Source organism: Paraburkholderia sp. SIMBA_054 (assembly GCF_046534875.1).
GTDB lineage: Bacteria > Pseudomonadota > Gammaproteobacteria > Burkholderiales > Burkholderiaceae > Paraburkholderia > Paraburkholderia hospita.
In genome coordinates this window covers 38425-61743 of sequence record NZ_JAWRXV010000040.1, presented here as the reverse complement: position 1 = coordinate 61743, position 23319 = coordinate 38425, and the positions used below count along the sequence as shown (strand labels likewise).

At 59.0% G+C, this 23319-nt stretch carries 17 protein-coding genes and 3 pseudogenes; 6 read left to right on the top strand and 14 right to left on the bottom strand.

The window, feature by feature from the left end:
- Positions 1-853 precede the first annotated feature (853 nt).
- Positions 854-2071 (top strand): GNAT family N-acetyltransferase, encoded by a 1218-nt coding sequence (locus SB822_RS36570; RefSeq protein WP_410856851.1) that lies wholly within the window; start codon positions 854-856, stop codon positions 2069-2071.
- A 207-nt stretch (positions 2072-2278) separates the two neighbouring features.
- Complete coding sequence (locus SB822_RS36565) at positions 2279-3313, top strand: GNAT family N-acetyltransferase (RefSeq protein ID WP_410856850.1); 1035 nt, start codon at positions 2279-2281, stop codon at positions 3311-3313.
- Between the two features lie 91 nt (positions 3314-3404).
- On the opposite strand, the gene SB822_RS36560 is transcribed toward SB822_RS36565, so the two are convergent.
- Positions 3405-3797, bottom strand: coding sequence for a hypothetical protein (locus tag SB822_RS36560; RefSeq protein WP_410856849.1), 393 nt, complete (start codon positions 3795-3797; stop codon positions 3405-3407).
- Between the two features lie 158 nt (positions 3798-3955).
- On the opposite strand from SB822_RS36560, the gene SB822_RS36555 reads away from it, so the two are divergent.
- The gene (locus SB822_RS36555) at positions 3956-5044 is read left to right on the top strand and encodes a glycosyltransferase family 4 protein (protein WP_410856848.1); all 1089 of its coding nucleotides are present in this window, start codon (positions 3956-3958) and stop codon (positions 5042-5044) included.
- 650 nt (positions 5045-5694) lie between these two features.
- On the opposite strand, the gene SB822_RS36550 is transcribed toward SB822_RS36555, so the two are convergent.
- Positions 5695-6153 carry an Lrp/AsnC family transcriptional regulator gene (locus SB822_RS36550; protein WP_091782217.1) on the bottom strand — a complete coding sequence of 153 codons (459 nt, stop codon included), beginning with the start codon at positions 6151-6153 and terminating at the stop codon, positions 5695-5697.
- 124 nt (positions 6154-6277) lie between these two features.
- Here SB822_RS36550 and SB822_RS36545 point away from each other — a divergent pair, with 124 nt between their 5' ends.
- Complete coding sequence (locus tag SB822_RS36545; protein ID WP_410856847.1) at positions 6278-6814, top strand: RBBP9/YdeN family alpha/beta hydrolase; 537 nt, start codon at positions 6278-6280, stop codon at positions 6812-6814.
- Positions 6815-7022: 208 nt separating this feature from the next.
- Here SB822_RS36545 and SB822_RS36540 read toward each other — a convergent pair.
- The 3 genes and pseudogenes from SB822_RS36540 to SB822_RS36530 all read right to left on the bottom strand — a co-directional run.
- Positions 7023-7106, bottom strand: a pseudogene (locus tag SB822_RS36540) (integrase); the annotation flags it as partial.
- A 98-nt stretch (positions 7107-7204) separates the two neighbouring features.
- Positions 7205-7594: a hypothetical protein gene (locus tag SB822_RS36535; protein ID WP_097220124.1), complete on the bottom strand. Its 390-nt coding sequence runs from the start codon at positions 7592-7594 to the stop codon at positions 7205-7207.
- Between the two features lie 277 nt (positions 7595-7871).
- The gene (locus SB822_RS36530) at positions 7872-9017 is read right to left on the bottom strand and encodes a YncE family protein (protein WP_410856846.1); all 1146 of its coding nucleotides are present in this window, start codon (positions 9015-9017) and stop codon (positions 7872-7874) included.
- Between the two features lie 951 nt (positions 9018-9968).
- Between SB822_RS36530 and SB822_RS36525 the strand changes: the two genes are divergently transcribed.
- Both SB822_RS36525 and SB822_RS36520 read left to right on the top strand, forming a co-directional pair.
- Complete coding sequence (locus SB822_RS36525; protein ID WP_410856845.1) at positions 9969-10457, top strand: DUF2127 domain-containing protein; 489 nt, start codon at positions 9969-9971, stop codon at positions 10455-10457.
- Between the two features lie 6 nt (positions 10458-10463).
- Positions 10464-11669: pseudogene (locus SB822_RS36520) on the top strand (MFS transporter).
- A 545-nt stretch (positions 11670-12214) separates the two neighbouring features.
- Here the strand turns inward: SB822_RS36520 and SB822_RS36515 are convergent.
- From SB822_RS36515 to SB822_RS36475, 9 genes and pseudogenes are all read right to left on the bottom strand, one after another.
- On the bottom strand, positions 12215-13642 hold the full coding sequence (locus tag SB822_RS36515; RefSeq protein ID WP_410856844.1) for a cytochrome P450: 1428 nt from the start codon (positions 13640-13642) through the stop codon (positions 12215-12217).
- A 32-nt stretch (positions 13643-13674) separates the two neighbouring features.
- Positions 13675-15048, bottom strand: coding sequence for an FAD-binding oxidoreductase (locus tag SB822_RS36510; protein WP_410856843.1), 1374 nt, complete (start codon positions 15046-15048; stop codon positions 13675-13677).
- Between the two features lie 583 nt (positions 15049-15631).
- Positions 15632-16009, bottom strand: coding sequence for a hypothetical protein (locus tag SB822_RS36505; protein WP_410856842.1), 378 nt, complete (start codon positions 16007-16009; stop codon positions 15632-15634).
- A gap of 267 nt (positions 16010-16276) precedes the next feature.
- A pseudogene (locus SB822_RS36500) lies at positions 16277-16372 on the bottom strand (helix-turn-helix transcriptional regulator); the annotation flags it as partial.
- Between the two features lie 18 nt (positions 16373-16390).
- Entirely contained in the window at positions 16391-18307 is a 1917-nt protein-coding gene (locus SB822_RS36495; protein WP_410856841.1) for a hypothetical protein, read from the bottom strand.
- A 398-nt stretch (positions 18308-18705) separates the two neighbouring features.
- The gene (locus SB822_RS36490; protein WP_410856840.1) at positions 18706-19866 is read right to left on the bottom strand and encodes an IS30 family transposase; all 1161 of its coding nucleotides are present in this window, start codon (positions 19864-19866) and stop codon (positions 18706-18708) included.
- A gap of 1161 nt (positions 19867-21027) precedes the next feature.
- Complete coding sequence (locus SB822_RS36485; RefSeq protein WP_410856839.1) at positions 21028-21381, bottom strand: BON domain-containing protein; 354 nt, start codon at positions 21379-21381, stop codon at positions 21028-21030.
- A gap of 625 nt (positions 21382-22006) precedes the next feature.
- On the bottom strand, positions 22007-22408 hold the full coding sequence (locus tag SB822_RS36480; protein ID WP_007587553.1) for a hypothetical protein: 402 nt from the start codon (positions 22406-22408) through the stop codon (positions 22007-22009).
- Positions 22409-22488: 80 nt separating this feature from the next.
- Positions 22489-22968 carry a glycine zipper family protein gene (locus SB822_RS36475; protein WP_007587551.1) on the bottom strand — a complete coding sequence of 160 codons (480 nt, stop codon included), beginning with the start codon at positions 22966-22968 and terminating at the stop codon, positions 22489-22491.
- Positions 22969-23319 lie beyond the last annotated feature (351 nt).

Sequence of the window (23319 nt, the reverse complement as noted above, 5' to 3'; positions counted from 1 at the left end):
TGTGATTTCGGCGTTGCTTATCGGTATTTCAGGAACTGCGTACGCGCAAGGCGCTGGGGGCGGAGGAGCCGCCGGTGGACAAGGCGGTACGGGCATGAGCAAGCCGAACGCAGGTGGCTCGACCGATACAGTGTCAGGTGCGTCAGGGGCGAATACCATGGCACCCTCCGGTACCACTTCGCACAAGAAGATGCACAAAAAGTCGAACCCCGCCATGGCGGCGTCGGCACCGACGCCGGGATCAGGCAGCAATTGACGGACAGGCGATGGCGGTCTTCGACTGCTCGTAAAGAGTGCGCAGCTCTGAGGCGGCCTTCAAATGTCCAAGGCTGAAGAAGTGTGGACTGTGCCGCCGAGCATCCAGTCCGCGCTCCCGCGCAGTCTGCATATCTTTGCTGTGAGTTGACGCTTTATCGGCAACCAGAAGTCCTGGTACGACAGCCATGACAAATCAGCTACAAGCACTGCGGGCATCGTCCTTATTCCTGCGCGCCGCAACGCCGTGGCCACGCAGCACTGGCGTTTCTGGTGCCGCAAGTAGATAGCGCTTTTCCGTTGCACGAGTAAAGCCGCGGGATGCGCATTCAACCCCTGCGAGCTTCGTAACGTCGCCTTTGGCCTCTCAACCGTCCGAAGAATCGGGGCTATTCCCGAGGGACTCGCGCGACCCCGACTGTTAGGATTGAAAGCATCGGTCGGACTGCCTTGCCTGCGCGTGCGCGCACCCGGTTTTGAGCCATATGCGCGGTTCATTTGCAGCGGGAAAAAAATCGTCGGCGCTCATCTGGGCTTTTTATAGTGGCACGAGTGAGTGGCATCCCGGAAAAGCCAGATCGCCAGGGGGCGACGTAAGATGGGTTTTCAGACCTCAGCCGATTTATTCGCAGCGCACGGGGTGACGCTGTGGCGATACGCCGTTCACATCGTCGAGACACCCGAGTCTTTCGAAACTCTCCGCCTTCAATGGCAAGCATTGCAAGCCGCGTCCGAAGGCCACACCCCATGCCTAACCTATCAGTACTGCGAACTTGCAGCGAAACGTGCGACCGCCACGGGCGCAGTCGTTGCTGTCGTCATGATCTACGACAACGATACCTTGCTGGCGCTATGGCCGCTTGCGATTAACCGGAAAGGTATTCTGCGCGTCGCGACAGTATTGACCTGCGGCAATCACGAAGAGTACGGCGGGCCGCTTATCAAAGGACGGGCGACGGCATCCGTCGTTGCAGAAAGCATTCGCGCCGTCATGCAGGTTCCGGCGGACGTTCTGGAGATTCCCTTCGTCGAGGATGGCAGCCTGTTGCAGCAGGCGCTTCGGGCGGCGCCGCAGTCGTGGGTGCAAAAGCTGTTGCCGGAGCGGTTGAACGTGCTGCCTGGATATTCGGTAGGCTTGCGCGCATTCGCACGATGGGAAGACTTTCTGGGCACCTTGTCACAATCGCTTCGACGGAACTTGCGACGTTATGGGAAGGGACTCAGTGCTATGGGCAGCGCCGAATTTGGATGGTGCACGACTCTCGACGATGCCGTCACAGTCGTGGAGTGGCTGTTTGCGAACAAGCGGCAATGGGCGCTTAATCGCGGTCTGAATACAAAGTACCTGATGGAAGACGAAGTCCGGGACTTCTTCGTTGCGCTTGCTAGCCAGACAGACCTGTCAACGGTGCCACTGGTTACCTTCGTGAAGATGGATGGTGTGCCGATTTGCGCTTCGATCAACCTTGTCGGGCCACGCGTCCTCGAGTATTGGATTTTCACGTATGACGAAACATACAACCGCTACTCCGTAGGCAACCTGCTGACCGAATTCGTTGCCAGGTGGGCCCACGCCAACGGTCGAGACTTTGATATGCGGCCTTTGTACAACGAGTACAAGACTCACTGGGTGAGTCGCGAAACACGTCACAGGACGCCGGTTGTGGTGCTCACCTCTCGTGGTCGGCTCAGGGAATTCTCATTGTTGTTCTTCCAGATATCGCGGGTGCGACGTCGACTAGTCAGGTCAGTCATGTCTGCCCTGCGGTCGCGCATGCACTTCTTGCACGGCGCTCTGCGCGAACGGGTCCGGTGAAGGCACGCCGGCACCCCTAGCCGAATAGAGCGCAGATCGCTGTTGAGGCTGCACAAAAGCGTTGTGCACGGACCGTGGCGCGACCCGGAGTGCTCTTGCTCCATATCTCATGGGCGCCTAAACCAGTTATATGCGGCGGATGCAGACGAAACAGTTTGGGCGCGAAATTTGCGCACTCGTTTCGGCTATGCACGCAGGGACATGGTTATGGCAATCGGACATTTCTCACAGCTGTATTCAGAGCGCTCCACAGACTGTCCACCTGCGCGGACACCTGAAACGCTTTCTTCGTCGAGGCAGGCGGCAACCCCAGCCTATTCCATTTTCCACGAGCGCTGGTGGCTCGACATTGCGACGGGCGGCGACTGGGGAATGGCGACCGTCATGCACGGCAACCAGTTGCTGGGCGAAATGCCTTACTATCTCGCCCGCAAGGGCGTGTGGCGCGTCTCGCGTCTGCCGCCGCTGACGCGAACGCTGGGCCCTGTCATCAAGCCGATTGGGGCCGATCCTGTGCGTGAATTCCGACATTGCATGCACGTCACAACGCGCCTGATCGAACAGTTGCCGCGTTTCGACAGTTTTTTCCAGGTCTTCGACCACCGCGTGAAAGATGCGCTTGCTTTTGCGCTGCGCGGCTTCACCGTTTCAGCACGGTACACGTTTCATATCGGTCCGGATTGCACGGCGCCTGAGGTGTGGGTGCGCATGAGCAGCAAGACACGCAACGTCGTCCGGAATGCAGCGACGACCTTGACTGTGCGTCCAGTCGAAGCACCGAGCGAGTTTCTTCGATTCTACGAAGCGAATCTCGCGTCGCGGTCGCGAACCAACGCGTATGGCACCGTCGTCATGCGCGAACTCGTGAATGCATTTGTTGACAGGAGAGCGGGGCATCTTCTGGGCGCATATGATCGGGGCGGCAGGCTAGCCGGCGTCATCGGCCTCGTCTGGGATTGCGACAGCATGTACTATCTTCTCTCTTCGCGCGCCCAGGGGTCTCCTGGCGGAGCGATCAGCCTTTTGATATGGTCCGCGATCCAGGAGGCTATCCGCCGCAAGCTGACATTTGATTTTGACGGATTCTCAGGCGCCGCTACGTATGACTTTTTAAGCGGCTTCGGGGGGACTTTGACACAACGTCTCGGAGTGGAACGCCTAAGCACAATGTACGCGGTGGCGCGAACACTCAAGCGCGGCGTCTCCCATAAGTCGCATGAGGCATTCACGCCCAATCTCTGACACGCAGCATGTCGCTCGGGTCGATAACGTGCCCAGGTAAGCGACGCCTTGGCGAGGCATTTATCGTGACAGGGTTCTGTGCTATGGGCGATCAATTGCGAACACTTTTCAAGTTGCGATCGTGCGGGATAACGTCCTGCGCTCCAAGCGGCCAGCCATTGCTGCTTCGTCGAACGCGCCGCTCGGCCCGAAACCGGGGTTGCAGCCTTTCACCAGCACGTCTCAAGCCGACGTGGCTGTCGGCGTAAAAAGCACCGAAGCCCGTGATGTGCACCGACGCTTCCGCGGCGGGCACACGAGCGACTGTTTCGCGAAGGCCATGGCAACGCAGCCAGTTGGACGGCGGGTACGGGCCAACGAAAACTGCGAGTACCGTTGTAACAATCATCCAGCCCCCCGAGCCAAGGCCAAAGTCCTGCAACGGATGCGGTTTGGAAAGAGGGGCGAGCAGTGGCGCACCGATAGCCCCGCCGAGCGCGCTCATGAAACATTTACGGTTTGGGAACGCCGCATGCTGGATTCGAGCACGTTCGCCAAGGCACTGGCGTCGCGGACTTACGCAGGGTTATGACAGAGAACAGCGTTAGGTTTGCCTTGGTCGCCCGCGTGCTCGCCGATATCGGTTTGCAATGGAGTCGCCCAATGCGTATCGCACAGATCGCGCCTTTAGACGAGGCAGTACCCCCTGCGCTTTATGGAGGAACAGAAAGAGTAGTTTCGTATTTGACGGAAGCCCTGATCGACCTCGGCCATGATGTCACGTTGTTCGCGAGTGGCGACTCGCGCACCCGGGCACACCTCGAGGTAGCTTGGCCGCAGTCGCTACGTTCCGATCCGTCAGTTTGCGATCCGCTTGCGCCGCACCTCGTGATGCTTGAACAGGTTCGTCGCAAAGCTCCCGACTTTGACATACTGCATTTCCATCTCAGCTACTTGCCGTTCCCGGTCTTCTCGCAGCTTGGTACACCGTTCTTGACCACATTGCACGGCCGTCTCGATTTGCCGGAACTGCGGCCAGTGTTCGATGTATTTTCCGAGGCACCGGTAGTGTCAATCTCCGAGTCGCAGCGGGCGCCGCTTCCCAGCGCAAACTGGCTTGATACGATCCCTCACGGGGTGCCAGCGTCGCTGCTGACGCCGCTGCCGCACGTGCAGCCAATGTATCTGGCCTTCTTGGGCCGGATCAGTCCGGAAAAGCGCGCTGATCTGGCTATCGAAATTGCTTCCCGGGCCGGTATGCTTCTCAAGATTGCCGCGAAAGTGGACAAGGCTGACGAAGCCTATTTCCGCAGCGTGATCGAGCCGCTGCTGGCGCAGCCTCACGTCGACTTCCTCGGCGAGATAAATGAGGCCGAGAAACCCGCGTTCCTGTCGGGCGCCCGTGCGCTGTTGTTTCCCATTGACTGGCCCGAACCCTTCGGTCTGGCGATGATAGAGGCGATGGCGTGTGGCACACCCGTTATCGCGTTCAATCGCGGTTCGACAGCGGAAGTGGTTGAGCACGGCGTGACCGGATACATTGTGGGCGATGTAGCCGAAGCAGTGCGCGCAGTGGCGCAACTCGATGGTCTTTCGCGTAGCAGAGTGCGGGATCAGTTCGAAATTCGCTTCACATCCAGGACGATGGCGCTGCGATACCTCGATGTCTACACGGGCTTGACCGTGGCCCGTCACCCGCCGTTGCTTCGGGCCGTCGCGGGAGTCGGACACGACGGTGTCTTGGAGCCATGAACCTTTTGGAGATGGCCTAACCGGTTGCTGTCTTACTCGCGCAGATGAGCCGGCTTCAGAGGCATTCGAGCCCCGGCAGACGCGGCTTTTTATAAACCGTATATACGGTATTATCATAATCACCGAGGTCGCTCGTTGAGCGCAGGTTCAGGCGCTCGCGGGAGGGACGCGGCTGCGCTATCCGTCACCGGAAGTATGTGAGATAGCCGCGCGTCAGACTGACGCCGAGATCGACCAGCAACTCGACGTGCTTGCGTGGTCGGCCGCACTCACACTGATAGCAGATCAGGCCGAAGCGTACCGCCAATCGGCTGGTGTAACGGGACTCGACGGTGCGCGTTGCCGATACGCGACCCGGCGGTGCCGGTGCGCTGCCTCGCTTCGAATTACTGGGTCCGTACACTTGCTATCGTTCTCCGCCGCGGTCACAAGGTCACGCAGGCGGCCTGTACACTTAAACAGCGACCTTCAGGCACCGACTTGAGTCGCACGTCGGCCATTGCGGACGTTGATGGGTGGGCTGGTCAGCGGCCGTAATGCGTCGCTAAGCCGCCAACCGACACGCAGTTCGTGCGAATGGCAGCGATGCCCGTTTCGCAAAGGCAGTGAACGACCTCGAGCGGTCATCCAGATTTCTAGAAAGCAGCCTGTCAAATCTGTGATCCGAGGATCGCCTTCGGCGGATAGCTCGCTAGCACGACAGAAGTGGTCACGGGCCCGAATCTGGCAAGCGCGTCGATCGCGGTTTCGAGTTGGGCCATCTCTTCAACCACCATCCGAACGATGAAGCAGTCTTCGCCGGTGATCCGGTGCGCCTCGACGATCTCAGGCATCGCTTCGAAGGCGCTCAGACAACGCTTTATTTCAGCGTGGGTGGTGCGAATTCGCACGATCGCGCTGATGCCCCGACCGACGAGGCCGGGATTTATCCGCGCCGCGTAGCCCTCGATAACCCCAAGCTCCTCGAGTCTCCTGATGCGGGCGGTGACAGCCGGCTGAGAAAGCCCGATCTGCTTCCCGAGTTCCGTGTTAGTGACGCGTGCATTGCACTGAAGCGCCTCCAGGATTCGCCAGTCGAGTCTGTCCAACGTTACCGGCTTAGCTTTCATTTGTGAGTACCCTCGATTTCCGTCAATTCGTTCGTGCATGACCGTCAATCCATTTGGCTTGCAATGTTGCCTTAATTCACGAGCTTTTACACTGGATGCTCGTTTACTCATGGAGATCTGGCAGATGGACTACCCCGTTCTTGTTGTTCCTGGCATCGGCAACTCCGGCCCTTTGCACTGGCAGAGCATATGGCAGGCCGCGCATCCGGATTGGCAACGCCTCGTGGTCGAGGATTGGGATTACGTCGTGTGCGATGACTGGGTATCGGCCATAGAACGGCAGCTAGCGGCAAATGGGAGGGAGACTTTCATAGTGGCGCACAGCCTCGGATGTCTGGCCGCGGTCCATTGGGCTACCCGGTATGCGCGGGAGATTCGTGGCGCGCTGCTTGTGGCCGTGCCGGACCCGGCATCACCGGCATTTCCCCGAGTAGCCGCGAGCGGATTCGCACCCCTGCCATCGGAGTGGTTGCCGTTTCCCACGGTGGTCGTATCCAGCACCAACGATCCGTATGGCAGCGTGGACCACGCACGCGCCTACGCAACTGCCTGGGGCAGCGAACTCGTCGAAGTTGGCGCACAGGGACATCTCAACGCCGACAGCAACTTGGGCAATTGGCGCGAAGGGTTTCGATTGCTGGAGAAGATGAACAACGGTTGATCCGGTTCTCAACCGCCAGCATCCCTATTCCAGCATGCGAATTAGGATCGCTCACGGATCGCAGTTGCCGATGGTGGAATAGTTCTTCACTAAGCGGCAATGGGAGCACCTACTCAGTCTTTGGATGTCGCCGTTGATTGTCGCAATCTATGCAATGCCGTCGAACGGCAGATATTTGGCCCCGGCAAGCGACCGCTCGCTGGGCGCATCAAACCTCAGTTTGCTCCGCCATTTCAAGGGCATCGTCGACCTCGATGCCGAGATAGCGAACCGTGCTTTCTAGCTTCGTATGTCTCATGTGATTCGAGCGCCCGCTCGCTGACGAGCGGACGCAAACAGCGCCCCGCGATGAACCCGGTCGACGGACATCAGGCCGCGAGGCGCAACGATTCAGCCGAGCCTTTCCTTGAGAAACGCAACCACATAAGGCGTAGCGGCGGCCGCGATCGTCGATGCAGTCGATGGATCGATGCCCATACGTGCCGCCAGCGATTCGGCCACGCGACCGGTCAGAACGCCTTCTCCGCCTTCTTCGAGCGATTTGAAAACGCCATCGCCCTTGACCAGCCCAGCGGCAAACGCCGCAAAGAAGCTCTTGCCCGGATGCTCGCCCAGCAGGCCGGCACCCTGCTCCTCGACATGAGCATGCGCCGTCTCGGCCACCTGTCCCAGCATCTGCTGGGCGTCATCGGCATTGATACCTTGATCGGCTAGTGCCTGGGTTGCCTGACTCCCATGTTCCGACGCGAGAAATTCAGAAACCAGTTGCTGCATGTCCATGACAAATGCTCCAGAAATCGAGGTGTTGGAAAGACCGACTTGGAAAAGGCGGCTGCAACACCTTGCTCGGCGTATGAGCAGCGATGCCTGCCCCATTGTCGCTGGACAACCTTTCGGACGGACTACACTGCGCGCCGACGCTGCGCGGTATAACGCCGCGACAGTCAACCAGTCATATGTCAATGAAGCGAAAAAGCCAGCGCACAATTTCTTGTCCACTGGCTGAACACTACGACGACCGGAATCTCGTGCAGAGACCGTCTACGTGAGGACTCGACTACTTCGTCGCGAAGACCGAGATTCCGCCGTTCGGAAACGCGGCGGCGCCTGGCTGGAACGGCACATAGACCTGGCCGAGGCCGCTGTCGATTGCAACCGAGTGCGCGCCGGTGCCTACCGCGACGGTATAGAGCAGCTTGCGCGTCGCGCCGTCGATCACGCCCATCTGGGGTGTGAAGCCCGATGCCGCCGCCGTTCCGCTCGTCACCCAATGGCGCGCCGGCAGGAAATAGCGATTCGAGCCGGGATCGTATGCGACCTGGTCCGTTCCGCCAAAGGGTATCGACGCAAGTTGGGCCCCCGTGTTGCGGTCGAGAATCAACGTGATCAGCGGATTACCCGCGGACGGATCGCAGCCGATCAGCACATCGCTGTTAGGCCCGAGTGCAATGCCAGACGGCTCGCATTTGCCGAGTGAAAATGCCTTGCTGACAGCAGGCGTACCCGATGTGACGGAACTGGCTGTGATGACGTCGAGTTCGCCCGTCGGATTAGCCGTCGTTCCGTCGTTGTTGATGAGGAAACTCTTCGACGCCGCGTCATACGTGCAAGCTTCCAGTCCCGATGAGCCGGTGAAGGTCAGCTTCGATATGACTGCTTGCGTCGTCGTCGAGATGAACGTGACGTACGGCGGCGTCTCGCCCGGGCTTGCGAACATGATGAGATGATCGTCGGGATCATAACAGCCTTCGTCGACGCGCGAACCTGACGCACTGATCGGAATCGTCTTGACCGTTTTCATCGCGGCCGTATCGACGATTTTCACCGAATCGACGTCGCCCACATACAGCGTGTTCGTTCCCGTCACACCGACGATGCCGTCGGGCCCGGACGCATCCGTGCTCGCGCCTGCGCCCGTAAAACCTCCCGTAATTTGCGCGATCAGCGTGTTCGATTTCGTATCGACGACGTCGACGGATTTGTTGTTTCGGTCCGCCAGATAGTACCTGCCTGCTTCCGTGTAGCCGATATCGAAACTGAACGCCGGCGTCGTGGAATTTGGCACGGCGATGGTCGTCAACAGCTTGGACGGCGCGGGGGCGGGTGTCGATGAAGTCGGCGTCGAAGTGGAGTTGTCTCCTCCTCCGCACGCTGCAAGCACGGCCGTCGCCACGAGTAGAACGGCCAGTAACGGTTTTTTCATCAGTCGGCTCCTTTGAGCAGCAAAACAGGTGAGAGAAACGCTTGAGTGCTGTGTGCAATGCTTCGTTCCGGTGGTAAGGATGAGGAAGGAGTGGAAAGAATGCACAGAAAATAATTTGATGGTTTATATAGAGAGATACGAATGAATGTATGGATAACGAAATATTCATTCACTTGCTTGTCGATATTTTCGTAATGTTGGATTCCCGTTTAAGACGCTGAATAACAATGAGAAGCGATGCAAGCACGTCGACAACAGAACTTATGCGGCATTGCCGCATTCATTTATATCGTTGGTGGAATTGCGGAAAGTGGTGCTCGACTGGGAACAGCCTGCGGTCAAGTTACCGTGTAGACATTGACATGCTGTACTTCGCCTTGGTCTCGCGGCTCTGTAAGGCTAGGTTATGAAGTAGAAAGCGTGAATTTCAGTGAGCAGAGAAAAACGCGGCGGAAAGAACATCGAAGGTCAGGGAAAACGCCTGGCACCTGATCCGTTCATTGACTAGATAAGACATTGCAACAAGAAATAATGCCTTCTTTAATGATCTTATCGAATGATTCACGTAATGCTTGCCGAAATATAAAAATATACATCAAATACCATGAAATGCGTCCACCTCTTAATCAAAACCTAAGATTGATGGAATACAATTCATTGTTCTATTTCCCGAATTCAAGAAACGAAACATTCGCTTTCCCGAAAATGAGATGTCAGAAGTTTATGTTTGGCCCGCCCAGAACGGGTTACACGTATCGACGAGAAGTCGCGGACGTTTCGGAGAGGGATGTCGATCGTCTGCTCCTGCCCGACCACAGCCCGATAGGGGCGGTGCATCGGTGATGGCGGCTACCGAATAGATGCCCGGTCACCAGGTGTGGTCCATTTCGACCACAGCCGTGCAACGAGCTTCCGGCAAACGCGACGAAATCGCAGAACCGGGGACCGCGAATGCGTGAGTCGGCTACGCGGTGGCTCCCGAATGAGAAGAGCCTGCACCGGATCTTCGAATTGGGCCTGGGGCTCAAGGCAATCTTTGCGCTTGCGGAAATGGTGGCCGGCGTCGCCACCTGCCTGGTGCCGCAACGGTATTTCCTGGTGCTGGCGCTGTGGGTCACCCGGGATGAGTTCGCTGAAGATCCGCACGATCCGGTAGCAAACGTCCTTCTTCACATCGTGCAGCACCTGTCCGTTGACTCCCAGCGATTCGCCGGACTCTATCTGATGAGTCACGGGGTGATCAAGCTTTGGCTCGTGGCCGGCCTGCTGCGCGAGAGGCTCTGGTACTTTCCCGTCTCGATCGTTGTCTTCGCGCTGTTAGGGCTATCGTTACACATACACCCATTCAATCTGGCTACTGCTGGTGACGGCACTGGACATGGTTGTCATCGCCCTTACGTGGGACGAGTACCGATATCTGCGACGCGGCATTTGAGATAGAAAACGATGAGATCTGAGACTCGCTCCGACGCACGCATTCCTGTTCCTCGCGCTGTGCGAATGCTGGGACTCGTCAGCCTTTTCATGGATCTATCGTCTGAACTCATTCACGCACTGCTACCCATATTTCTTGTCACCACGATGGGCATGAGCATGAGTGCGCTTGGCGTGCTCGAAGGGGCTGCCGAGGCGACGGCGATGATCGTGAGGATCTTCTCGGGCCCCGTGAGCGACTGGCTTGGCAGGCGCAAGCCGCTGCTGTTGCTCGGCTATGGACTGGCCGCGCTTTCCAAACCGCTTTTTCCCCTGGCAGCTACGCCTGCGGTCGTCGTGGCAGCGCGCCTCATCGACAGGTCTGGCAAAGGCATTCGCAGTGCGCCACGTGACGCGCTCGTCGCCGATGTCGCGCCGCCGGAGATTCGAGGCGCGTGCTTCGGCCTCAGACAATCGATGGATACGATCGGTGCGTTCGCCGGACCGCTTGTCGCAATCGGACTGATGCTCCTGTTCTCGGATCACATTCGTACGGTCCTCTGGTTTGCTGTCGTGCCCGTGGTGATCGCCTTCGGCGTGATCGTGTTCGGCATCGAGGAGCCCGCGCACGAACACGAGTCTCGCCGCTTCCAGTCGCCGCTGCGCTGGGCGGCGTTGCGGGAATTTTCGGGCCGCTAATGGTTCGTCGTAGCGATGGGCGCTGCCTTCACGCTCACGCGGTTCAGCGAGGCATTTCTAGTCCTGCGCGCGCAGCAGACGGGCATCAATATCGGCTGGATTCCCGGCGTCATGGTCGTCATGAGTCTCGCCTACGCGCTCAGTGCGGATCCCGCCGGAGTCGTCTCCGATCGAAGCGACCGCCGCGTTCTGCTTGCGCTCGGAATCGTCATGCTGATCGCGGCGGACCTGGTATTGGGCGCGAGTGCATCGATCATCGCCGTTCTTATCGGCATCGCGCTGTGGGGCCTGCATATGGGCTTCACGCAAGGCATACTCGCCGCGATGGTCGCGGAAACGGCCCCGCAATCGCTAAGAGGCACGGCGCTCGGCGTTTTCAATCTTGCGGGCGGAATCTGCATGCTGCTTGCGAGCGTCATCGTCGGCTGGTTGTGGGATCGGCATGGCGCCTCTGCCACATTCCTTGGCGGAGCCGTTCTGGCCGTTCTCCCGTTGGCAACGTGCCGCTTCGCACCAAGCGTGGCAAGGCGCAAGCCCTGACATTGCTTTCTGGTCAGAACAGCAAACTCATATCATCGCCGTTTCGATGGTCTCGAGCATCCAGAACTGGCGCATTGCCAACGCAATGACAGAACGCACCGGCCGCCCACCGACAGCGGTCGTTGTGATGCTCCCGTTGAACGGCGGCTGTTGGCCGGTAGTACCAATTCGAGAACGCTCTGCGAAGCGGTCGTTGAGATCCTCAATGGCTGCTCACTGGCATCTGGTCTGAACGGGTACTACCGGCCACATCCAGACGTTCGGCGAGCGGGGAAACTTGCCGTTGGAATGGCCGCATTACTCCGGAACCTGACGGACGAGGTACGCGCACGATTCGGCCTTAGCAGCCGCTGGCGCGACCATTCGCCGACGGCCTTGACGGGCTTTGCTGACTTCAGTCCAGCAACTAGATGAATCGCAGGTTTGCGATGCCAGATTTTCCCTCATCGAGCTTCGTGAGTCTGAACTGCCCTAGGTCCAACGGTTTGGAGTACGTGGCGTGAGCCGAGGCATGATTCAGCCGATCTCTGTCAGCCGTCGGCAACTCAGGTGACGGGGTGAAGCTTCACTGGCATTCTGTTCGGCACCATCGTAAAGGCAGAAATCTCTTCAATTTCCTCCGGGTCGATTGCCAGTTCGACTCTGAAATGCTTCATCAACATTGATATCACGAGTCTCATCTCGACGCCTGCCAGATAGCGGCCCGGACAAACTCGTGGGCCCGCGCCGAATGTCAGGTAAGCCTTCTGTTCATGCGCACCGTCAGACGGATCCCGGGGATGCTTCCAGCGGTCAGGGTTGAATACCTCCGGATGCACGAAATTCTGCGGGTCCAGCATGCTCGGGCGCGTTAGGAAGAACATGCGCGTTCCCGCAGGTATGGCAACGCCATCCAAGCACACATCGGATAGCGGCTCGAACGTCTGTATCGCTGCAACGGGCCGCAGTCGTAGGGCCTCGCTGCACACCGCCTCACAAAGATCGAGGTGCTTTAATGCATCGTAGTCCGGACAGACCGGGGACCCACCGAGTGCTGCAGATGATTGTTCGAAGAGCCGATGCTGCAAAGGTAAATCCGCAGCAATGTACATTAGCGCCCAGGCAATTGAATTTGCCGTCGTATCTTCGCCCGCGACCAGCAGCGTCAGGACGTTGGCCGAGACCAGTTCGTCGGTTACCGTTGAATCGGGCTCATTGCGCGCCGCAAGCATGGCTTCGAGCAGATTGTGCGGCGGTGAATCAGGGGACTGTCGCATACGGTCCTGTGCTCGTTCAATCATTTTTTTAATGTAACCATGCACTTCCACCATTGCACGCGCGAGCCGCCGGTCTTCCGGTAGCGAGACATAGCGCCAGTATGGAAATAGCGCTGTGACACGTCTCATGAGCGCCGGCAGTATCAGCGCCAGCTGTTCCTGTATCACACCGCGCTCCTGCTCGAGCGTATGCGGATCCTCGCCGAAGGCGAGCGTGCTTGTCACGTCCACGGTATAGCGCTTAAGTTCGTCCGCCATTTCTAGCGTTCTATTCTCCTTTGCGGCGCTCTGGAGGCGAACGAGGAAACGCTGGGTAATCGACGATAGCGCCGGATAGAACGCCTTGATATTGGAAAAGGACAGCGCACGCATGATTAGCCGGCGCTGCGGTTCCCAAGCCGGGCCTTCGGCAGAGAAGAGCCCGTTTCCGCCAAGTTCTGTCATTGCGGATTCTATCGGCGAAAAACGCCGGTACAGGCTCGGACGCTCGCGCATGACAGTCTGAAACAGGTCCGCCTCCGTCCAGACTGTTATCGGAATTGTGCCGAGTTGGACCCTGAACGGTGAACCGTACTGCCTGGCCCATCGCTCCAGGGTCAAGTGGAGTTTTGCGGGCGCCATCTGAAACAGGTTTCCCAGCAGGGGCAAGCCGGGTGGGCCAGGCAGATCTGCGACAGTTCGCGAAATCTCATTCGTGTTGAGATGATGGTCTGCCATGCTTTCCTCCGCTTTGCCCGCCACGCCCCCCATCAGGCCAGCGGCCGGATGTTCTGATTCATGTGGAAGAAGTTTGTCGGATCGTACCTGGCCTTGATCTGCTGAAGCCGTCGGTAATTGGGACCGTATGCTGCAATGGGCTCGCCCGTGTCATCGTCGTCCAGATAGTTGACATAGCGACCCGCCGCAAAGAAAGGCTGCATCTCTTCGTACGTTTCGCGAGCCCACGCGACGCATGCGCGGGACTCCTCCGGTTGCATCCATTGAGCGAGCACCAGGAAGTTATAGCCCTCGCGGCGGTGCGGGAACGCGGTATCGCTAACATCTACACGGGTGACCGCGCCGTGGAAATGTTCGAGAAGCAGTTGACCCTTCGTCGTCGGGCATCGCGCGAAGCATCTGATCATGGCATCAATCGCAGCGTCACTCAGCTCTGTGAGGAAGCTGGACTTCCAATAGTTAAGAGCGCCCTTCGGGAAATTGGCGTCAAGCATCCTGTTGAGCTGGCAGTAAGGTATCGGCCCAACGGCATCCACGATAGGATGCGCGAACTGTTTCAGCGGCCGCATGGCTCTTTCGGCGTCTTCCAACGACCCACAATGGCTAGCGACCAAGGCAGCCACTTCCTTGCCGGACCCGTCCGGCGCATGCGTCAGTGTTGCGTACAACGTCTGCTCATCCGATAGCGATGGCGCAATGTCGCGGAAAAATTCCAGCAGGGCGCGCGCGCGTTCGATCGGGTGGACGATCGGGCCGCCCATAATGGTCGGTCCAACCGGGTGAAGTTCATACTCGAAGCTCGTGGCGACCCCGAAGTTTCCGCCGCCGCCTCGAAGAGCCCAGAACAGCTCAGGCTCCCGGTCCTTGCTCGCCCGCAACACCTTGCCGTCGGCTGTGACGAGATCCACCGCTCGCAGATTATCGAGTGCCAGGCCGTATTTGCCCATCAGCCAGCCCACCCCGCCCCCGAGAGTAAGCCCGGCAATGCCCGTGCTTGAGACGACGCCACCGGTGACGGCCAGGCCATGCAACTGCGTCTCGCGATTGAGCTCGCCCCAGGTAACGCCGCCTTGCGCCCAGACTGTTCTGCTTTCTGGATCGACGTGGATGCCTTTCATCGACGAGAGATCGACCACCACCCCATCATCAATCGTCGCCCGTCCCGCCACGTTGTGCCCGCCGCCGCGAACTGCAACCTCAAGGCCGAGCCTGCGGGTGACATCGAGGGCTCCGACAACGTCGGCCACGCCGTGACATCTGGCGATCAAGGCGGGGCGCTTGTCGACCAGGCCGTTGTGAACCCTTCTCGCATCTTCATAACCGGCGTCCATGGGTTTCAGAATCTGCCCCCGGAAGGTGGCAGCAAGCTCGGCCTCTGCGTCGGCCAGGGATCCAATCGGTAGCATGGGTTTTCTCCTCGAAGCCGCCCCAAGTCATATGCGTTCGCGTTGAACTTGTAGCTTGTTTGTTATAGGGCGCCACCGACAGCACATGCAGACTAATGCGAGCCGCAATCCGCCACTCGTTTCTCCGCTCTCAGGAACAGACGTCAGACGTAGTTCTCCTTGGAGCACGTGGTCCGCATCGTGCAGATCGACCACGGTACCGATCGATGGTTGCGGCTCAAAATCGAAGAGTAACCGTTCCGTCTCAGCAGCCAGCACTTAGCTAGTCACTCGTCGGTTCCCGCTGCCATTGGAAGCGGCATGCAAGGGATAAAAAGGTTCAGAAACCACGCTCACGCCAATGTTCACAATCGCGCCGATTGTTGCCGCGGGGAGACCCCTCCGTTTGCAGATGCAGCAGGGCTGGCCCGCAAGGACTTTGGTTTCGCGACGGGCGTACTCGCGTGTCCGGTACTCGGCCAATTCGCGAGCGGCCGTTGAACGCTGGAAGCCGCCGTTATCGTCGCGTTGAGTCGCTCGGCCGAAGTGGGTCGCTTTATGCCTTTGGCATAGGTGAACTGCGAGCGACATACTTTGCCGCTCGTCACCTCGATGTTGGAAAGTTGATAACGCTTACACGAAATTTGAAAGTGGTGCCCCTCCTATAGGCGCCGTGGCGACCATAAAACGCGCTGATCAATTTACCTTGCTCGTCCTGCTGCTCTCCAGGTGCGTGACCAACCCACACGCTCCCCTCATTTTCCAGCGTGCTTGCAAACGGATATTCGTCGCGGCTCTCGATGTTTGGAATGCCGCGCAGCGATTTTCCCCTGATGAGATACTTCTTTGGCCGGCGAACATATGTCAGAATCGCCGGCCAGCCTGCCATCTGGGCATGCCAGATATTCTCCGCAATCTGCCGAATTCTTTCGTCCTTCCAGTCGTACACCATAACCGGCAGATCGTCGATTTTGTCGACCATGACGCACACCTCATCGAAGGGTCCTTCTGACGCCAGACCACAGGATAGGGCAGAAAAAGATGGGCATCTGCACTCCGCGGTTGATTTGCCATTGTGCGGCGCAGTGAAAGCGGCGAGATGATAGTGGCTACCCGGTTGTCGCAGAACGGCCAATAGCTGCCGCTGGTCGTTCCTTCGGTCCGGTCATTCATGCGACCGCTGTACTCCGATAGGAGCCGGTCACACAATTTTCGCGCCCCATCTGAGCGTAAGGTCGAGCACGGCAAGCTAAGATTTGTCACCAATCCCGGGTTTGGCGTAAACGTGCTGCAGGACATTACGCACCGTGGTCGGCGAAAGCCCAAGCTGCCTGGCGATCACCTTGTGCGACCGACCGTGCCGTCACGTTCGACTGAAAGGCAATTCGGATGTGGCAGTCGCTCCGAACACGATCGAAAAGAGCCAGGACTCGAGTAGTTCTCTATCTGCCTGAGTCTTTCCGGTGAACGGAATGACGATCACCGTCGGCTGTGCAAGGTGGATGTTGACGCTGCCCGCCGGCGCAACTTGCCATGCGCTCTGCATCGCGTCGGACAGCGCGCGCATATCAGTCGTCCAATCTGTCAGCAGGATGATCCGCTTGAGCGGCACGGTCTGAACCAGTACACCCAGCTCGAAGACGCAACCTAGATTTTGCGACGTGAAGCCGCGCAGATCCATGAGAACGGCATCCGACTCGGGCGCGAGACTCCGCACCGCGTATTGCCATGCATCGGCATAGCAGTACAACTCGTTGATCGGGTAGCGAAGATCCATTTCGCGGCGCTCGCGCAGGGAGCCCACACCTTCATCGACTTCGTCCCGCGACTTCAGGAAAAGGGTCTGGAGCCGCCCCCGGACGAACGCTTCCAGGGCACGAGCGGCAACGTGCCGCTGCGCCAGATCCGTGCCCGCAATGTAGTCTACGCGACCGGCGCGCCTCCACGCCTCACCGAGCATGTCCACGAGGCGCACCCGCCTCGCCGTGTCGCCGAACACGCGCAGCAGGAGCAATCTTCGGCCCGGTCGATCTGGGTGAACTCTGCGGTGATGGTGAAGCGCCGTGTGCAGGACGAGGACGTTGCACGCGAAGGGAGCGAGAGCCAACAGCTGGCCCTGACCAATCGAGTTCAAGAGGTCGGCGTCGGGAAGGCTCAGGAAGACGCCGATGTCTGGCTTCGTGACCAGAGCCAGGAACAGCCAGCAAAGGTCCCAGTGAAGAATCTCGCTCGGAATGACGCGCTGCTCCTGCAGCCGGATGAAGCCTTGAAAGATCAGCCACAACACGTACCATTGCAGCACGTTCGACGCGCTACCGAGCGCAAGTTGCCCCAGCGGGAAGCTCAGGGAAAGCCAGCGATCGACAGCCCAGGCAACAATGACGATCACCGCCAAGAGGGCCACGATCGGCACGATAGGCCGATGCTGGCGCAGGAGCCAGAAGAGCACGGCCGCCCCAAAGCAGAGATTGGCAAGCCCCAACCACAGGGCCGACGCCGGAATGAGGCTTGGATCTGTGTTCATCACCTCCCTGCCAAAAAAGAATCCGAACACCGCCGTCCCGATCAGCAAATAGACGCCGTACGCGGCCACCGCCAGCAGAATGGGTCGCAGCCGGCGCGCCATGAGCAGGGCCACGCCAAGCAAAGGCATCACCGAATTCCTTAGGGCGATTCGCAAGTGCGAAATCACGACGTTGGGACCGTTCGCCAGGATGTGATCAGGCCCGAGGACGAACACGCCGACACCCACGATCAAATAGGTGGCCAGAAAAGCCACCCGCGAACGTGTTTCCCGCACGGCGAAGGCGGCGAGCAGCACTGCCCCCGGAAGCATCGTCAAGTAGGCCGTCAGCACAGGCGGATACACCAGCGCTGCCGAGCTGCCGGAGAGAATCCCGTGCATCACCATCGCGGTCGATGCCATCTGGACGCATCCAGCCACGGCGAATGTCCATCGCACTCGGATGGCGGTTTGTAGCGCCTCGCGACGACGGTCGTCGGCGATGGAAGTGCTGGGCGCCGGCGCCTCGACCTGACGCAAGGTAAGCGACTGGCGAGCCGGCCCCGATTCCTCCTGTGTGCTGGCGACCACCGCGTCATTGGAAAGACCGCTGCCCCGCTGATTCATGTGGCGTTCGACGGTGTTTCCATAGCGCCAACCGAAAAGCGCCTTCGCAGCCAATGCCAGCACAGCCGGAAGCGCCAACGAGGCGACGCCGATGAGAAACATACCCCGCGAAGACATGTCGGACAGCATCGTGATCACTTCCGAGCGCATTGAGTTTCAGTGATAGGCGAGTGGCCGGAAAGCGCCACTTTGAGTATGCAAGCTCGCACACTTGCCTGCGCAGCGAAATGGGCCGCGGCACCCGCTCAGCTTGCCGTGACCCTCTTGACCCACTGGAGCAGCGCGCTCAAGACCTTCGGCGCCGTGCACCTGCATAACGGCCACGTCGAGGCCGTCAACAGCCTCGTCCAGGCCGCGAAGGCACGCGCCTGGCGGCTATGGCACCACCGGCGTTGTATTCCACTAGAAATGGGGAGAGCGCTGCTGGCGCCGGTCAAGAAATGCCCCCCGGTGCCAGTCGGGTAGTGATCAGCCCGATCCGCTAAAACCCGTAACGCTTCTCGGATCCGTTGTCTGGCGACCACGGACGGCTGCTCGACCCGGCGGATTCAACCGATCGACGCAATAGTTTGCTGGAATCGCTCGGCTGGCGTTTCGTAACCGAGGGTCTTTCTTGGTCGCTCGTTCAGCCGTCGAGCCACAGCGTTGAGTTTAGCCTGCGAGTACACCGATAGATCGGTACCCTTGGGAAAGTACTGCCTTAAGAGCCCGTTTGTATTTTCATTTGATCCGCGCTGCCATGGATGCTGGGGATCACAGAAATAGACCTGTATATCCGTATCCACGGTAAATCGTTTGTGCGCGGCCATCTCGGTTCCCCGATCCCATGTCAGGGATTTATAGAGTTCCTGCGGCAGCTTGCAGGCGTGTTTGACGAGTGCGTTGATGACCGTCTCGCTGTTCTTATTCGCTATCTTGACGAGCATGACATAGCGGGTTTGACGCTCGACGAGGGTCGCAATCTGGCTGCTGGAACTACCGCACAGGAGATCACCTTCCCAGTGGCCCGGCACCGCGCGGTCCTCCACGCTAGCGGGGCGTTCGCTGATCGGTACCGTGTCACGAATCCTGCCGTGATCGCCTGTCTTCTGGGTGTGGTGACGAGAACGGCGCATGGTGCGGGTGCGCCGCAAGTGCTCCAGTAACTCTTTCTTCAGGGCGCCACGTGCCTGTATGAAGAGACTGCGATAGATGGTCTCGTGAGACACGTGGTAGTCCTCGTCATCTGGATACGCCCGCTTGAGCCATCCGGCAATCTGCTGGGGTGACCACTGCAACTGGAGCTTGCCGGCGACGATGTTCGCCAGCATCCGGTGCTGAACGAGTTTACATGCTTTGGGGCGCTGCGCGCGATCCCATACGAGCTGATCGACGCGGCTTGCCCGATAGCCTTCTGGTCCACTGTTACGCCTGATCTCACGGCAGATGGTGGACGGTGCCCGGGAAAGCCGCTTCGCAATTGTCTGGATAGAATCATCCGCTACAAGCCCTCGCGAAATCTCCTCGCGCTCCTCCAAAGTCAGTGCCGATCTCGATCGATGCCGTTGTAATGGTTGGATGCCACCTGTTTCAGCGAGAATTCCCTGCACCGACGAGTGGTTTCGGTCGAAAAGCTGAGCAATCTTCTGCAAAGATTCGCCTTTGCGCCAACGTTCCCACATCAGCGCCTTCTGCGTTTCGCTGTAATAGATCCGGCGTCGCTGTTTCATTTGCAACACTCCCGCTGCTCACGCAGCGATCATTGTGTTGCATCGATCGGTTGAATCCGCCGCCAGAAAGCTGACGGTAGCGTCAAACCCAATCGAACGGACATATTGGGTCGTGAGTACTCGTTCACTCGCATCGGCACCTGACATTCGAGGCTTCGACGGCGCGAACGGCGGCAAAGCGCCTATCAGCTGCCTCACACTGGCCGACACGCCAACGTCAGCAATGGCCGATCTTGAGACGCTCGAGTGGGACGTCATTGTCTCGCCGCCGTCGTGCGGCTCACGCTGGACGTCTGCAGTGTCAGCTGACTATAGGCTGCAACGATGGAAGGTTTATGGTTGAAACTTGTCGATCTCGGAAGTTATTTGAGTAATAGACCGTGTGAAGGAAGCGGCTTTTGACGTCTGAAACGGACCAAAGTGGAAGTTATTTGGGTAATTTTCTGGAAGCCAATCGAGTTCCTCTACAGTTGCGACTAGAGGAAGTCGTATAGCTTCCACCGATTGCCCAACGCGCTCCAGGAAATTTTGCGCAACGCAGCCCGGGAGTTGTAAGCCCTACGCTTGGGCGTGCGCGAGGATTCAATGGAGGCACACCTTCGCCCGTTTCCACATAACCTCGGCCAGTAGCTGTCGTTGGCTGCGTCGGTGATGTCGCCATTCGAGCGACGGTTCGGCTCACGAAGCGGCCATTAACTTGGCTTCGTACCGCGTGGCGGTATTGAGTCGAGGGTGTGTGAAAACCAACGTCAAGCGGGCCGATCGAAAAACTCGACCTTCAGATCGCGTTGTGTTGGCTTGGTGACGACTCGGGAAGGGTGAAGCGACACCCTAATACCGGGTGATTTCGCGTTTTCACACACCTTTGGTCGCGAACCATCGATCGAGGACAGGCGACAGCCATTCGATGTTGCAAGTTCAGCATCGGACCGCGTTCGGATGCCTTCGGCCATTCATCCTCGCGAATACAGATATTCAACCCGCTTGTCATTGAACCTGCCCGTTTGCACGCGATTCGACACCGGGCCAATATCGAGCGGAGCACGGTCTTCACTCAGCCATGCAAGTGCTTTCCCCGGCAAAGGCGTCGCCGTTGAGAACGTAACATTCTTGTTCTCAAGGCGCGCCAGTGCAGTCAAAGGATGCGGTTGGACTCAAACATTAATTTCCTTCTTCTTCCACTGTCAAATTGTTCTTGACCGACGTAACTCCAGGAACACTCTCAGCAACTTTCCCTGCGAGATCTATCTGCGCCTGATCTGCAACCATTCCTACAAGCGTGATCTTGCCGCTACGAGCGATGGCGTGAAGATCAGTCGTCGCCAAGCCCTTTTGTTTGTACAACGCCGTCTGAACTCGCTTCGCCAACTCCCTATTTGCTGCTCTAATCGACGAACGAGAGGGAGCTGTTGCTGAAGCTGCCGCAGTCGTCTCTTGTGCATTAACAACGGGCACGATCGCAACAATAGCGCTGACGGCGATCGCTGTGGCAACGTAGGTCTTCATGGATTTCATCTCTTCTCCTTCAGGTGGATAGCAAAACTGGGTGGGAGAGACTCGAAAAGATCGCTGATCGATCAAAGTGCGGCGAAAAATGAGCACCCCGACGTTGATGACCAGCGGCCACGACGTTCGGCAATCGAATTGTAGACTTTTCCTCGTCGGATGCGCATATTCAAGCGCGTCTAGAACCGCTGGAGAGTCCTTTCCGCCGGACCTTCGACTAGTGGGTCAGGGCCAACCCTTTGTGTGAATGAGGGTAAGGGAACCCGATGACTCGTCGGCGTGCCTAGGCGAACGGTCGCTGTCAATGGCGGACGTTCTATCCGAGGCGGGTCGTGCTTTAAGCCAAAGCGCTCACTGTCCAACGCCTCACTCGAGTCGACGGCGTGCGGCGTTTTCCCGGATCCGCTCGCACTGGTTTTGGGGGGAATCGGATGATCTTTGAGTTTGCAATGATCGCAGTCGACAAGAACGAACGCGAGGTGACGAAGGACCATTTACGGCTTGCGTTTCGTAACGTCGAAAAAACCTTTGAGCGCCCCGCCGGGAGCCGGGCGATGTGCGCGCTCTGACAGGACGCAATCAGGCGATGACCCACGGTTCGCGGGGCGCGGCACACCGGCGTCGCCGCTGCGAGCTACGACGGCGTGCAGGTCCCGAACAACACGAACACGTCGTCGCGGTTGACGAGCGTCACGGACATGCCGCCCGACTTAGTGTCGAGCGCGATGGTCCACCCGTAGCCGAGTTCGGTGCCTTGCATGAGCAACTGGCCTTCGCCGCTTTCCATGTACCGGATCGCGGTCGAGCGTTGCGACGACCCAACGATGGTCTTCTTCGCGAAGTTGATATGGACGAAATCCGGCGCGCCCAGGATCCCGGGCAGCGTTCGGAAGCACACCTCGCCGATGTCGCAGAAGTGCGCGTCGATCGTTGCGCAGAGGAGCGGCTTGCTGCCGTCGAAGTCCGCCCCGAGCCCCAGCGACGGCGCCAGGCCGACGAGGATCGCAAGGGCGGTGGCCCGCAAAGGCTTCGGCATGGTGTGACCTCCTTTTTGTCGCGGACCGTCTCGTGAGCGCGCGCTCCGCAGCTGGTGCGCGGGCGAGGCCGGCGCCCTGTCTACTCGACGGTGTAGCCGCGGCCGGTCATGCACGCCGCGACGGCTCGGTTGTAGGTCGCAAGCTGGCCCGAGGCCTGCTGATGCATGCCCGTTTGCTGCATTTCCATTTGCTGCTGCTCGCGCCGCATTCGCATGCCCATGCCCATCGTGCCGACGAGCGCGCCGATACCCGCGCCCTCGCCCCAGTGGCCGCCGGCCGCGCCGCCGATCAGTGTGCCGAACAGCGCGCCGCCCCCGGCCCCGCGAAAGAGGCCGCCGCGCCGCTCCGGCTGTGGCGGGGCGCTCGACATCTGCTCGGCTAGCGCGACCGGATCGACGCCGGTGGTCTGCTGCGCCCACGAGCGGCATTCGGCGGTGTCGGTTTGCTGCTGCGCCGGACTCTGCCCTCTCGCCGGATAGATGATCGGCTGCTGGGCCGCTGCCGCACAGCCGAGCGAGACGAGCGTGAGGCCGACTGACAGGCGGGCGATTCGTTGCATGGCTCAGACTCCCGTGAAGGTCGTCGGGCTTCGATGCGGAGCGCGGCGCGCGTGCTCCCTCTGAAAAGCATTGATACAGAACGATCAACGAGCACAATGATGAACATGGGGTCATTTGCCCGAGGTGCCGGGAGCGGTAGAGTCCTGCCGTTGCTCGGCAACCTTGCGCGGGAAAGCGCGATTGAGAGGAACCGTTGACTCAGGGCAGGTTTCGCGGACCACTTGTTTCCAGAGCCAGCGTGGTGGTTGAACCTCGCAAAAGAATAAAGGGCCAAAATAAGACCAAAGTCCGATAGGCAATCACTGACGCCGGCGTCTCGACGCGAAGCAATCGGCACGCCAGGGCAAGCC